Below are 12,113 nucleotides of genomic sequence, written 5' to 3' on the forward strand. Positions count from 1 at the left end.
ATCGCAGCTGCGTTCGCAGGAAGCGGAGAAGGATTCGGTGCGTGTGGAGATCCGCGAGATCGCCCGCACCAACATCGCGATCCTGCCGCTGATGCAGGACATGCTGGCGGTGTTCGGCCAGTTTGTGGAGCTGGACACGCCGTTCCTGATCGATGAGCGCAAGGAGCGGGTCAAGGCGCTCAACGACATGATGCCGCGCGCCGACGTCACGGTATCCGAGAAATTCCGCCGCATCCTCGAGGGCTACCAGGTCGAGATCGACTATGGCCGCACCATCGAAGGCTACCGCGGCAATCTGGACGGTAAGGATGTCGACTTCCTGCGGATCGGCCGCGTCGGCCTGCTGTACCAGACGCCCGACACCAAGGAAACCGGCTACTGGGATCGCGACAAGAAGGGCTGGGTCATCGACAACAGCGCCACTGAAGGCGTCAAGGAAGGTTTGAAGATTGCCCGCAAGCAATCCTCGCCGGATCTGCTGATGGTGCCCCTTCAGGCCGCTGCCGCCGCTGCGCCTGCTGCTGCTGCTGCCGCCAACTGAGACCACCTCCCATGTCTATCCGAATCAAAGACCTCTGTGCTGTAACCACCTTCGCCTCCAAGATTTCGGCGGCGTTCCTTATTGCTTTCGGTTGCGTGTCGATCCCGGCCCAGGCCCAGGACGCAGCAGCTGGTGCCAAGACGCTGGACGACCTGCTGCTGCAGGTGAAGAAAGCCGATCAGAAAGATGCTGCCCTGAACAAGGAGCGCGAAGCGCGCTTCGCCGCCTCGCGGGACCAGCAGGCCAGCCTGCTCGGCGAAGCCAAGCGCGCCAAGGAAGCGCTGGAAGCAGAGTCCGCAGCGCTGCAGCGGCAGTTTGAAGTCAACGACAAGGAAATCGCCGACCTGATGGCGTCGCGTGACGCCTCGGCCGGCAACCTCGGCGAGCTGTTTGGCGTCATGCGCCAGAGCGCTGGCGACTTCGCCTCGGCCGCCCGCAACTCGATGCTCACCGTGCAGTTCCCGGAGCGCATCGCCCAGCTCGATCGCCTGGCCCAGACCAAGACCATGCCGCCGATCGAAGATCTGCAGGGTTTCTGGTTTGAAATGCAGCGGGAAATGACTGAAGGCGGCAAGGTTGCTCGTTTCAACGCCAGCGTCACCCAGCCGAGCGGCGAGCGCACCAAGAAGAACGTGCTGCGGGTCGGCCCGTTCGTGGCGATCTCGGACGGCAAATTCCTGTCCTACGAGACCGGTTCGGACAGCTTCTCGGTGCCGCCGAAGCAGCCGCCCGGCCACTTCCTGAGCACCGCCAAGTCGTTTGAAAGCCAGGAGACCGGCTATCACCCGATGATTCTCGATCCGTCCAGAGGCGTGCTGATCGGCCTGTACTCGCAGCGTCCGGAAGTGATGGAGCGCATTCACGTTGGTGGTTGGGTCGCTTATTTGATCCTGCTGGTCGGTGCCATCGGCGCAGGCCTGGCGATCTACCAGTTCTTCTACCTGACGATCGTCACCGCCAAGGTCAACAAGCAGCTGAGCAACCTCAACCAGCTCGACAAGGGCAACCCGGTCGGCCGCGTGCTGGCCTCGTTCAAGGGCTCGGCGATGCCGAAGGACGAAGATGCCGAAGTCGTCGAACTGCGCATCTCAGAAGCCGTGCTGAAAGAGCTGCCGGCGATCCAGCGCATCCAGCCGTTCGTGAAGCTGGTGGTGGCGGCCGGCCCGCTGCTCGGCCTGGTCGGTACCGTCATCGGCATGATCGAGACCTTCCAGTCGATCACCGAATCCGGCTCGGGCGATCCGAAGCTGATGGCCGCCGGTATCGGCAAGGCGATGATCGCCACCGTGCTCGGCCTCGGTATTGCCATTCCGCTGCTGTTCATCAACTCGGCCCTGGCCTCGCGCTCCAAGCGTCTGGTGCAGATCCTCGATCAGCAGAGCACCGGTCTTCTGGCCGAAACGCTGGAAGCTCGCCAAGGTGGAGCGGGTGCGGCCCATGCTTGAGCTCCTGCTGGCCCCGTATGAAGCCGTCGCCGGCTTGATGCACGCCGGTGGCCAGCTGGTGGCGTGGATCTTCATTGCCGGCGTGGTCATGTGGGCACTGATCTTCGAGCGGATCTGGTTCTTCCAGGTCACGCTGCCGAAGCTCACCAAGGACTCGCTGGCGATCTGGGAAGCCCGATCGGAGCGCAGCTCCTGGGCTGCACACCAGGTCCGCAAGGCCCTGGTATCGCGCCTCAGCAGCGGCATGAGTGCCAACCTGCCGATGGTCAAGGTGCTGGTGCCGCTGTGCCCGCTGCTGGGCCTGGTCGGCACCGTCATCGGCATGTTGGAGGTCTTCGATTCGATGGCGATCCTGGGCTCCGCCGATGCCCGGACCATGGCGGCCGGCGTGTCGAAGGCGATGAACTGCACCATGACCGGCCTCGCAGTCAGTGTTTCCGGCATGTACCCGGTATTCAAGTTTCAGGCATCGATCCGGTATGAAACCGAATTGCTGGCTGACCGCTTCAAATTCTAGGAAGACACCTCATGCGCCGGATGTCCAACCACGCAGTCGATGACAGCGACGACGACGATCACGGCATCGACCTGGCACCGATGCTGGATTTCGTGCTGAACCTGCTGATCTTTTTCATCATCACCGCCATCTTCGTCAAAGAGGTCGGCCTGACGCTGTCGACGCCCCCGCCGAGCAACAAGGCGAAGAAGACCGATAACGACGATACGACGATGTACATCGCGGTGCGCGCCAATGGCGACATCGTGGTTGACCAGCGTCTGATCGACAAAGGCTCGGTCCGCCCGAACGTCGAGCGCTTCAAGGGTGAAAAGCCGGAAGGCTCGGTGATCATCGTGGCGAACACCAAGGCACCGACCGGCATCGTCGTCGGCGTCATGGATGAAGTCCGTCAGGGTGGCATCACCAACGTCTCGATTGCGCCGACGACGACCAGCAGGACGCAGTAGTACCCCCGCGAAACCTCAGTAGCCACTGAGCAAAGACGAGCGAAAGCCATGCTGCCTCAAAGACACGATCACGACGAAGACCATCACGGCATCGACTTAGCACCGATGCTGGACTTCGTTTTCAACCTGCTGATCTTTTTCATCATCATCACGTCGTTCGTCAAGCAGAGCGGCGTCAAGGTCGTGCCGACCGACGCCAAGACGGCCGAGCATCGTGACTCCGGCAACATCCTGATTGCCGTCCGTGCCAACGGCGAAATCTGGATGGATCGCAAGAAGGTCTCGCTGCCGGAAGTACGCGCCATGGTCGAGCGCATGCACGCCGAACGGCCTGACGACACGGTGGTGATCCAGGCCGACAAGATGTCCGAAAGCGGCGTGATGAGCAAAGTCATGGAACAGGTCCAGGCGGGCGGCATCCTGACCGTTTCGGTCGGCACCAAGGGCAAGGTCTAGCACATGGCAAGCACCCTGATGCCGCGTGGCACGACCACGCAGAACCCTCTCCGTTTCCTGCCGGCGCTCGGCGTCGGCCTGAGCGTCATCGTCGGCATGTTCTGGCTGCTGCACACGCTGATCACCCACAGCAGCGTGGCGGTCGGCGCACTGGAAGTGCTGCCGACCATCGACTTCGTGCGCCTGAAGAAGAGCTTCGAAGTGGAGACCCGCGAACGCAAGCCGCCGCCGGAACTGCCGCAGAAGGAAGTGGCGCCGGAAGTGCCGACCCAGCGGATGACCGTGGAAGGCCCGAGTGCCGCCGCCGTCAACATCGGCCAGATCAAGGTCGACAAGGACGTGGCCAAGAACACCGGCTTTGCATTGTCGGCGTCTGACGGCGAATACCTGCCGATCGTCAAGGTCGCACCGCTGTATCCGAGCAGTGCCCAGAGCCGCGGCATCGAAGGCTATGTGCTGCTCGAATTCACGGTGACCGAGACCGGCGCCACGGCCGATCCGGTGATCATCGAATCGAAGCCGGAAGGCATCTTCGATCAGGCGGCGGCGAAAGCGGTGCTGAAATTCAAGTACAAGCCGCGCGTCGAGAATGGCCTGCCGATCCGGGTCCCTGGCGTGCGTCACGTCATCACCTTCAAGCTGGACAAGAAAAAATGACCACCAACCGTGATCAGTGGCCAGTGGCTGGTGGCCGGACAAGCAGGAAGCGGTCCCTTTACGCGCATGGCTTGCGAATCATCGCCGGCCTGCTGCTGGCGGCGAGCCTGATCCCCGCCGCCCAGGCGGCCGACGACAAGAAAGCCGCCAAGCCGCAGACCAAGGTCACCCAGACCCTGAGTCAGGCCACCTACAAGCAGATGGAAGTCGCGCAGAAAGCCTTCGACGCCAAGGACTACAAGGGTGCGGAAGCCGCGCTCAACGTCCTCAAGGCCAAGTACGACAAGCTCAACGACTACGAAAAGGCCACGCTGTGGGTGCAGTACGCAGCGGTCTATCGGACCCTGGAAGACAACAAGCGCGCCATCGAGGCGTACACCAACGTCCTCAAGCAGGCCAACCTGCCGGACGGCCTGCGTGACAACTCGTTGTTTGCACTCGCCCAGAGCTACTTCCTGCTCGAGGACTATCCGAAAGCGATCCGGGTTCTCGACAAGTGGTTTTCGGTCGTCACCGATGTCCAGCCGGATGCCTACATCCTCTACGCCCAGGCGTACTACCAGCAGCAGCAGTACGCCGAAGCCAAGGCGCCGATCCTGAAGGCGCTGTCGGTGGCCAAGGCGCGCAACCAGGAGCCGAAGGAAAACTGGCTCGGTCTGCTTCGTGCCGTCTTCTTCGAGTTGAAGGACTACCCGAGCGCGATCCGGGTGATGGAAATCCTCGCCAGCAACTACCCGAAGGAAACCTACTTCATCCAGCTCTCCGGTCTCTACGGCCTGCAGGGCAATCAGCGCAAGCAGCTGAACGTCATGCATGCGGCCTACAAGGGCGGTTTCATCACCAATGTCGGCGACGTGCTGAATCTGGCCCGTCTGTACCTGGCGGAAGAAGCGCCGCAGCAGGCCGTCAACCTGATCACCGCGCGGATGAAGGACAAGCTGATCCCGCTCAATGCCGAGAACCTGCAGCTGCTCGCCCAGGCGCTGGCCATTGCCAAGGAAACCGAGCGCTCGATTCCGGTGCTGGTCAAGCTGGCGTCGTTGACCGGTGAGTCGAAGCACTACAACTTCCTCGGTCAGGCCTATTCGCAGACCGGGAACTGGCTGAAAGCCGCCGAAGCCTATGCCGCAGCCCTCAAGGGTGCCAACGTCTCGAACCCTGGCAGCCTGAACATGCAGCTCGGCACCGTGCTCTACAACAGCGGCAAGCTCGCAGAAGCCAAACAGGCTTTCTCGCAAGCCTCCGGATCCGAATCCCAGACCGAAGCTGCTGCCAACTGGGTCAAATTCATCAACACCGAAATCGAACGCAATCAGGCGCTCAGAACTCGCGCCGGATAGTCATTGGCGCGAGACAAGCTGGATTGCATCACTGTGCTGAGGAGACAGCCGGGTGCAGACAATCGTCGAAAGAAAATCATGCCGGTCGGCAGCCAGGCTTCTGATCGGCATCGTGCTGATGGTCAGCCTGCCGTTGGCCAGTCTGGCGGCTGATCGGAAGCCCGAGAGCAAGAAGGTCTCGAAGGTGGCTGCTGCGCCAGCTCGTGCAGTGCTGCCATCTTCAGCGGCGAATGGCGCGCGGACCCGGGTGCTGGCGTCCGGTCCCATCGTCCGGCTTGCGCCGCCGGTCAACTACGCAATGCCGTCGATGCCCAAGCCGGAGCAGTCGCTGGTACCGGACGTGGCGAAAGATCGGCCGATGACCACGCTCGAATATGCGTCGACCCTGAAAGCGCCGCTGGGGCTGCTGCGAGTCAGCTCGTCCTACGGGCTGCGCATGCACCCCTTGGCCCAGCGAGAACTGTTTCATCAGGGCATCGATTACGCCTCGCCCCTCGGCACCCCGATTCGCGCCGCGCAGGAGGGTCAGATCAAGGAAATGCAGGGCCGCAAGGGTTTCGGCTTCGTCGCCCGGATCAGCCATAGCCACGGCGTCGAAACGGTTTACGGCCACATGCTCAAATTCATGCCGAGCCTGAAGAAGGGCTCGGTGGTGCGGCGCGGCGACATCATCGGCTTCGTCGGCTCCACTGGCCGCTCCACCGGCCCGCATCTGCATTTCGAGGTGCTGGCCGATGGCAAGCAGGTCGATCCGCTGCGGCTGACCATGGCTTTCGCACCCGATCGATTGCTGGCACTGAAATGAGCCATTCATGACTGATCCGCTTGGCAAGCCGGCCGCGGCACGCAGCCTCGATGGCTTCCTGCGCACCGGCTATCTGATCCACGACGTTTCCCGGCTGCGCCGCATGCTCTACGACCAGCGCTCGCGCCACCTTGGCATCACTCGCTCGCAGTGGTGGGTGCTGTTCAATCTGTCGCGCGGTGACGGCCAGCCGCGCAACCAGAACGAACTGGCTCAACTGCTGGAGATGGGCAACGCGGCGGTAGGCGAGCTGCTGCTGCGGCTGGAAAAGGGTGGCTTCATCCGCCGCCGGCGAGTGCCCGACGACCGCCGCTCAAAGCACGTGCAGATCGCCGATCGCGGCCGTGAAGTGCTGGAACACATGCGCCTCGTCGCACTAGCCAGCAACGACGCCGTCATGGCTGGCATCTCCGCGGACGAACAACGCCTGCTCAATGACCTGCTCTCCCGCATGAAACGCAATCTCGCCGAGCAGATCCGGCTCAACGAGCTGGCGCCCAAGAGATCGGGCGAACTGCCGGACGATGGCGGCGAGGCCCGGACTGCGGGCCCGTCGACGACCAGCGCCCACCGCCAGGACGCGGTGGCGCTCGGCAACTGGTAAACGGAGTGACTGAAATGGAATCATCCCGTGGAGTGCTGCCGATGTCGCGAACCATGATGCTGGCTCTGATGGTCGCAGCCGTGTCGACGATGACCTGGCCGGTATCGGCGATGGCGGACTCGGGCTGGATTGCCGAATTCGTCTGGAGTCCACAGTACTGCAGCAAGTATCGCGACTCGCGGGAAAAGCAGTGCCAGCAGACGAATGGCTTCGTGCTCCACGATCTGGTGCGAGTCGTCGATGGACGGACCGCTGACAACTGCGATCACGGCGAAGCGTTGTCGCAGCGGATACTCGACCAGATGGCGCAGTTCACCAAGAACCGGATCCAGACCCAGATGTTCTGGCACCGGCATGGTCGCTGCTCGGGTTTGTCAGAGACTGACTACGCCTCGTTTGCCGAGCACGTCGATCGCCGCATGAGCTGGCCCATCGGCTACCAGCCCGGCAGTCCGGAACAGCTCAGCACGCCAGCCGATGTCGTCGCGGCGCTCAAGGATGACAACCCCGGCCTCAAGGAAGAAGCCCTGGCCTTGCGCTGCAAGCGCCGCGAGCTGGAAGCAGTCAGCCTGTGTCTTGATGACCGCTTCGAATTGTCGGCATCAGCTTGTCTGCTGAGCAGCAATTGCGGCGAAAGTGTCCGGCTGCGTTCCAGCCGCTGAGCGCTGCTGCATTCGTCGGCGCGTTTGCGGAGCTCGAAGCTGCTGCCGGCCCGCGTCATCGCATCTGCCGCAAACGGCCTGATTGGTTGTCTGCCGATGATCCGCTGATCGTGGCTACTGGGTCAGCGTCGGCGGTGGCAACAGCTTCGAGCGCTTGTTCTCCTCCGGTTCGTAGCGCAGCGGCTGTTCGCGCCACAGCTTCGGAAAGGCTTCCTTCAAGCGCGCGACCTTCGGCAGGTCATTGACCAGCACGTAGCGCTGCTTCGGATGGTTCTGCACGAAGTTCTGCTGAGAGCCCTCGGCCCGATGGAACGGAAACAGCGGCCGCATCTTGGTGGCGATCGGGTGGGGCAAGAGTTTCAGGGCATCGATCTGATTCATGTAGGCCACGGCGACACGCTTCTCGTCGACGTTGTCGGTGAAGATCGTCGAGCGATACTGAGTGCCGACATCCGGCCCCTGACGGTTCAGCTGGGTGGGATCGTGAGCGACGAAGAAATAGATCTGCAGCAGGGTGCCGATGGTCAGTTGGGCCGGGTCGTATTCGATCAGTACCGATTCCGCATGGCCGGTGCCCCCACCGATCACGTTCGCGTAGTTCGCCGTCGATTTCAGACCGCCGGCATAGCCGGCCGTGACGTTGCTGACGCCTTTCACGTGCTGGAAGACCGCCTGCATGCCCCAGTAGCAGCCACCGGCGAGGATCAGTGTCGCCTTGCCGCTTTTCTCGGCGAGCGGCAGGTCGTACTCCGGCGGCACTGACGTCACCGGCGCCGACGGTGTCACCGCGAGTTGCGGTGCCTCGGCTTTCACCGACGCCCCCGCCGCCAGTGCCAGACCGGGCAGGGCGGTCACTTGCATCGCCGTCGCCAGCAGCAGCCAGAGTGAGGCGCCGCGGCGCAGGCCCGGGCGGGCGACAGTACGGCTGGCCAATCCTTCATTCTTCATCGTCAAATCTGAATCGGGCGGGTCCGCTGGCCTGTACGTGAGATCAACCGGCCGAGATGCCGCGGTTGACGCTGATCACCGGGCCGGCTTGCGAACCGCAGAGGTGAAAGATCATCGCGGCAGGTCGTCCGGCGTGTAGAGGTCGAAGCTGGCCATGCTTTCGACTTGGGCGAACAGCTCTGCGCTGAAGTCACCCTTCTGGATGTGGGCCACCGTCGGCGTGCCGTCGATCAGGGAAGGGGCGTATGGGATGAAAACGACGTTCGCTGCATCGGCCACGGGTGCTATCCAAGGTGGCTGCGGACACATAGTAATGTGCCATACTAAATCATCGTGCATTCCGACGCGCGTCGAATGCTCGTAGACAGCCAGCATCATTCGAATGCCAGTTTCTGGAGAGGAGAACTCACATGTCGCTTGACAAGAATATCGATCACGACTCTTTCTACATCGACGGTGACTGGGTCAAGCCCGCCACCAGCGCTCGCATCGACGTCATCGGTGCCAACACCGGTCTGAGCATCGGCAGCGTGCCGGAAGGCAGCAATGCCGATATCGACAAGGCCGTCGCCGCCGCCCGCAAGGCGCTGGATGGCCCCTGGGGCGACACCACCCCGGCCCAGCGCGCCGAGTACATGAACAAGTTCGCCGACGCGCTGGAAAAGCGCGCCGAGCGTCTCAGCCGCGCGGTCAGCATCCAGAACGGCATGCCGCTGGCGCTGTCCGAACAGCTCGAAGGCAGCTACGTCTGCGGCCTGATCCGTTACTACGCCGCGCTGACCACCAGCATGGTCGTCGAAGAGCGTCGTCCGTCGCCGCTGGGCTTCGACACCCTGATCCGCAAGGGTCCGGTGGGCGTGGTCGGCGGCATCGTGCCGTGGAACTTCCCGGTCGTGCTGTCGATGATGAAGATCGGTCCGGCCCTGGCCACCGGTTGCACCATCGTGCTGAAGCCGTCGCCGGGCACCGTGCTCGATTGCTACATCGTCGCCGAAGCCGCCGCCGAAGCAGGCATTCCGGCCGGCGTCATCAACTGGGTGCCGGGCGGCCGTGAACTGGGCGCTTACCTGGTCTCGCATCCGGGTGTCGACAAGGTCGCCTTCACCGGCTCGACCGGCGCCGGCCGCAAGGTCGCCGAAGTCTGCGGTCGCTTGCTGCGTCCGGTCAGCCTCGAGCTGGGCGGCAAGTCGGCGGCGATCATCCTCGACGACGTCAAGATCGAACACCTGCTGCCGGGTCTGCACTTCGCCTCGTTCGGCAACAACGGGCAGATCTGCGCGCTGTCGTCGCGCATTCTGGCGCCGGCCAGCCGCTACGACGAGATCGTCGACGCGATCGCCGGCCTGGCCAAGGGCCTCAAGGTCGGCAGCTCGATGGACAAGGACACCCAGATCGGCCCGCTGGCTTCGGAAGAGCATCGCGCCCGCGTCGAAGGCTTCATCGCCAAGGGCAAGACGGAAGCCCGTCTGGTCGCCGGTGGTGGCCGTCCGAAGGGCGTGGGCGACGGCTGGTTCGTCGAGCCGACCGTGTTTGCGGACGTCGACAACAAGGCCGTGATCGCGCAGGAAGAAATCTTCGGGCCGGTCCTGTCGGTCATCAAGTACCAGAATGAGGAAGAGGCGGTGAAGATCGCCAACGATTCCGAGTTCGGTCTCGGTGGCACCGTCTGGTCGTCGGATTCGAAGCGCGCTCAGGCCATCGCCCGCCTCGTTCATACCGGCACCATCGGCGTCAACGGCTACATGATCGACATTGCGTCGCCATTCGGCGGCATCAAGGCCAGCGGCCTGGGTCGTGAAATGGGTCCGGAGTCGCTCGCCGCCTACCAGCAGATCAAGTCGATCTACCTGCCGGCTGGCTAAGCTTCAACGCAGCCAAAAGGCCGGTCACCTACACGGGTGATCGGCCTTTTTTTATGGCTGCGTTTCAGGGTTTCAGCAGTTCACCGGCAATGATCATCTTGCGGACTTCGGTGGTGCCGGCGCCGATCTCCAGCAGCTTGATCGAGCGATACAGACGGTTGATTTCGGACTCCCAGATGTAGCCCATGCCGCCATGCACCTGCACGCCGTAGTCGAGCACCTTGTTCATGGTGTCGGCGGCGAACATCACGCCAGCGGCTGTCAGTTTGTGGATGTCGCCACGGCCGCCCTGGCTTTCGTCCAGGCTGTTGCAGGCGCGCAGCACCTGGTAGGTGAACAGGCGCATCGCTTCGACCCAGGTGTACATCTGGGCAATCATCGATTGCACCATCTGGAAGTCGGCGATCGGCCGGCCGAACTGCTGGCGCTGCTTGGCGTAATCGATCGCCAGCTCCAGCGCCCGCTCGGCGATGCCGAGGCAGATCGGCGCGATCATCGCCCGTTCCAGGTCGAGCCCGGACATGACGATCTTTACCCCGCGATTCTCTTCGCCGAGCAGGTTCTCGGCCGGCACGCGGCAATCGTCGAACACCAGTTCGGCCGTCTGCGAGCCGCGGAAGCCCATCTTTTCCAGCTTCTGCGCCACCTTGAAACCGGGAAAGTCCTTCTCGATGATGAACGCGGAAATGCCGTGCTGGCCGCGGTCCTTGTCGGTCTTCGCGTAGACCAGCAGCACGTCGGCTACCGGGCCATTGGTGATGTACAGCTTGCGGCCGTTTAGGACGTAGTGATCGCCATCGCGACGCGCCGTGGTGCGCATCGAGCCGAGGGCATCGGAGCCAGCGCCCGGCTCGGTGAGGCCGAGTGCGCCGATCGACAGGCCCTTGTTCATCGCTGGCAGATACTTGGCCCGCTGCGCATCGTTGGCATTGCGCAGGATGTTGTTCATGCACAGGTTCTCGTGGGCGACCCAGCTCAGGCCCAGCGCATGGTTCCAGCGCGAGAACGCCTGCAGGATCAGCCCGGCGCTGAAGATGTCCAGCCCGGCGCCGCCGTACTGCTCGGGCGCGGTGATGCCGAAGTAGCCAGTGGCGCCGATCTTCGGAAAGATCTCGGTGGGCCACCATTCCTCGTCGTCCATGCGCTGTGCGAGCGGATACAACTCGCGGCGCGCGAAACGATCGGCCTCGTCAAGAATCTGCTGCTCGCCATCGGACAGGCCGGCAAAGACCTGCAACAGGTTGCCACTGCTTGCCGCGCCGCTGGAATCCGCCATGACCATCTCCTCGCTTCGATGCGGGCAGCATGCAGAAGTCGCCGCCCGGTGTGGTGAGTCTGACTCATCCGTTGACGAGATGAGTTGGACTCACCAATACTAGCGCCATGCCGTCCGTCCGCAAAGTCACCGTGAGCAAACCTGCTGGCCGAGCCGGAAAACGGGCCGCGCGCGTGCCGTCGCCGAGACTGGGACGCGAGCAGCGCATCGACGAAATTCTCGTTGCCGCACGCGAGGTGTTCTGTCGCAAGGGCTATGAGCAGACCGCCGTTTCGGAGATCGCCGCGAGCATCGGCGTCGTCGAAGGCACGGTGTTCAAATACTTCGCGACCAAGCGCGACTTGCTGCTCGCCGTGCTCGAGCGCTGGTACGACGCGATCAGCGATGACCGCGCCCGCGAGTTGGCTGGCATCACCACGCATCGCGAACGGTTGCGCATCGTCATCCACGGTCACCTGCGCACGATCCGCGACCAGCCGCTGCTGTGCCGGCTGATGTTCCGCGAAGTACGCGCCGAACAGGACTATCGCGGCTCCGGCCTGCATGACAAG

15 protein-coding genes are annotated in these 12,113 nt (G+C 63.0%); 12 read left to right on the forward strand and 3 right to left on the reverse strand.

The genetic code is table 11. The annotated features are described in order from the left end of the window. The 10 genes from Q0D45_RS13205 to Q0D45_RS13250 form a co-directional block, all read left to right on the forward strand. On the forward strand, window positions 1-541 hold a 541-nt coding region (locus tag Q0D45_RS13205; protein WP_293393574.1), incomplete at its 5' end, for a DUF3450 domain-containing protein. A gap of 11 nt (window positions 542-552) precedes the next feature. Further along, complete coding sequence (locus Q0D45_RS13210; RefSeq protein WP_293393576.1) at window positions 553-1,986, forward strand: MotA/TolQ/ExbB proton channel family protein; 1,434 nt, start codon at window positions 553-555, stop codon at window positions 1,984-1,986. Next, a complete protein-coding gene (locus Q0D45_RS13215; protein WP_293393578.1) occupies window positions 1,979-2,503 on the forward strand; it encodes a MotA/TolQ/ExbB proton channel family protein in 525 nt (174 codons plus the stop codon). The genes Q0D45_RS13210 and Q0D45_RS13215 overlap by 8 nt, the downstream gene beginning before the upstream one ends. Before the next feature lie 20 nt (window positions 2,504-2,523). After that, window positions 2,524-2,952, forward strand: coding sequence for a biopolymer transporter ExbD (locus Q0D45_RS13220; RefSeq protein WP_293393580.1), 429 nt, complete (start codon window positions 2,524-2,526; stop codon window positions 2,950-2,952). A 48-nt stretch (window positions 2,953-3,000) separates the two neighbouring features. Beyond that, window positions 3,001-3,408 carry a biopolymer transporter ExbD gene (locus tag Q0D45_RS13225; RefSeq protein ID WP_293393582.1) on the forward strand — a complete coding sequence of 136 codons (408 nt, stop codon included), beginning with the start codon at window positions 3,001-3,003 and terminating at the stop codon, window positions 3,406-3,408. Window positions 3,409-3,411: 3 nt separating this feature from the next. Further along, window positions 3,412-4,065, forward strand: a complete 654-nt coding sequence (locus tag Q0D45_RS13230; protein ID WP_293393584.1) for an energy transducer TonB — start codon at window positions 3,412-3,414, stop codon at window positions 4,063-4,065. Continuing rightward, window positions 4,062-5,405, forward strand: coding sequence for a lipopolysaccharide assembly protein LapB (locus Q0D45_RS13235; protein ID WP_293393586.1), 1,344 nt, complete (start codon window positions 4,062-4,064; stop codon window positions 5,403-5,405). The genes Q0D45_RS13230 and Q0D45_RS13235 overlap by 4 nt, the downstream gene beginning before the upstream one ends. Window positions 5,406-5,523: 118 nt before the next feature. Further along, window positions 5,524-6,210 carry a M23 family metallopeptidase gene (locus Q0D45_RS13240; protein WP_293393631.1) on the forward strand — a complete coding sequence of 229 codons (687 nt, stop codon included), beginning with the start codon at window positions 5,524-5,526 and terminating at the stop codon, window positions 6,208-6,210. Between the two features lie 7 nt (window positions 6,211-6,217). Then, window positions 6,218-6,814, forward strand: a complete 597-nt coding sequence (locus Q0D45_RS13245; protein ID WP_293393588.1) for a MarR family transcriptional regulator — start codon at window positions 6,218-6,220, stop codon at window positions 6,812-6,814. A gap of 41 nt (window positions 6,815-6,855) precedes the next feature. Beyond that, window positions 6,856-7,476, forward strand: coding sequence for a hypothetical protein (locus Q0D45_RS13250; protein ID WP_293393590.1), 621 nt, complete (start codon window positions 6,856-6,858; stop codon window positions 7,474-7,476). 114 nt (window positions 7,477-7,590) lie between these two features. Here the strand turns inward: Q0D45_RS13250 and msrA are convergent, their stop codons facing one another. Together msrA and Q0D45_RS13260 are read right to left on the reverse strand one after the other, a co-directional pair. Then, entirely contained in the window at window positions 7,591-8,424 is an 834-nt protein-coding gene (gene msrA, locus Q0D45_RS13255) for a peptide-methionine (S)-S-oxide reductase MsrA (RefSeq protein WP_293393592.1), read from the reverse strand. Window positions 8,425-8,535: 111 nt separating this feature from the next. Then, window positions 8,536-8,703: a hypothetical protein gene (locus Q0D45_RS13260; protein WP_293393594.1), complete on the reverse strand. Its 168-nt coding sequence runs from the start codon at window positions 8,701-8,703 to the stop codon at window positions 8,536-8,538. 131 nt (window positions 8,704-8,834) lie between these two features. On the opposite strand from Q0D45_RS13260, the gene Q0D45_RS13265 reads away from it, so the two are divergent. Beyond that, window positions 8,835-10,286 carry an aldehyde dehydrogenase gene (locus Q0D45_RS13265; RefSeq protein ID WP_293393596.1) on the forward strand — a complete coding sequence of 484 codons (1,452 nt, stop codon included), beginning with the start codon at window positions 8,835-8,837 and terminating at the stop codon, window positions 10,284-10,286. A 64-nt stretch (window positions 10,287-10,350) separates the two neighbouring features. On the opposite strand, the gene Q0D45_RS13270 is transcribed toward Q0D45_RS13265, so the two are convergent. Further along, the gene (locus Q0D45_RS13270; RefSeq protein WP_293393598.1) at window positions 10,351-11,562 is read right to left on the reverse strand and encodes an acyl-CoA dehydrogenase family protein; all 1,212 of its coding nucleotides are present in this window, start codon (window positions 11,560-11,562) and stop codon (window positions 10,351-10,353) included. Window positions 11,563-11,693: 131 nt separating this feature from the next. Here Q0D45_RS13270 and Q0D45_RS13275 point away from each other — a divergent pair. After that, on the forward strand, window positions 11,694-12,113 hold a 420-nt coding region (locus Q0D45_RS13275; protein ID WP_293393600.1), incomplete at its 3' end, for a TetR/AcrR family transcriptional regulator.

This window comes from Nevskia sp. (genome assembly GCF_023266035.1).
Classification (GTDB): Bacteria; Pseudomonadota; Gammaproteobacteria; order Nevskiales; family Nevskiaceae; genus Nevskia.

What these genes read in the sequence shown, in the direction of transcription:
- Q0D45_RS13210 (WP_293393576.1), top strand. Translation starts at nt 553, where the DNA reads ATGTCTATCCGAATCAAAGACCTCTGTGCTGTAACCACCTTCGCCTCC.
- Q0D45_RS13215 (WP_293393578.1), top strand. Translation starts at nt 1,979, where the DNA reads ATGCTTGAGCTCCTGCTGGCCCCGTATGAAGCCGTCGCCGGCTTGATG.
- Q0D45_RS13220 (WP_293393580.1), top strand. Translation starts at nt 2,524, where the DNA reads ATGTCCAACCACGCAGTCGATGACAGCGACGACGACGATCACGGCATC.
- Q0D45_RS13225 (WP_293393582.1), top strand. Translation starts at nt 3,001, where the DNA reads ATGCTGCCTCAAAGACACGATCACGACGAAGACCATCACGGCATCGAC.
- Q0D45_RS13230 (WP_293393584.1), top strand. Translation starts at nt 3,412, where the DNA reads ATGGCAAGCACCCTGATGCCGCGTGGCACGACCACGCAGAACCCTCTC.
- Q0D45_RS13235 (WP_293393586.1), top strand. Translation starts at nt 4,062, where the DNA reads ATGACCACCAACCGTGATCAGTGGCCAGTGGCTGGTGGCCGGACAAGC.
- Q0D45_RS13240 (WP_293393631.1), top strand. Translation starts at nt 5,524, where the DNA reads ATGGTCAGCCTGCCGTTGGCCAGTCTGGCGGCTGATCGGAAGCCCGAG.
- Q0D45_RS13245 (WP_293393588.1), top strand. Translation starts at nt 6,218, where the DNA reads ATGACTGATCCGCTTGGCAAGCCGGCCGCGGCACGCAGCCTCGATGGC.
- Q0D45_RS13250 (WP_293393590.1), top strand. Translation starts at nt 6,856, where the DNA reads ATGTCGCGAACCATGATGCTGGCTCTGATGGTCGCAGCCGTGTCGACG.
- msrA (WP_293393592.1), bottom strand. Translation starts at nt 8,424, where the DNA reads ATGAAGAATGAAGGATTGGCCAGCCGTACTGTCGCCCGCCCGGGCCTG.
- Q0D45_RS13265 (WP_293393596.1), top strand. Translation starts at nt 8,835, where the DNA reads ATGTCGCTTGACAAGAATATCGATCACGACTCTTTCTACATCGACGGT.
- Q0D45_RS13270 (WP_293393598.1), bottom strand. Translation starts at nt 11,562, where the DNA reads ATGGCGGATTCCAGCGGCGCGGCAAGCAGTGGCAACCTGTTGCAGGTC.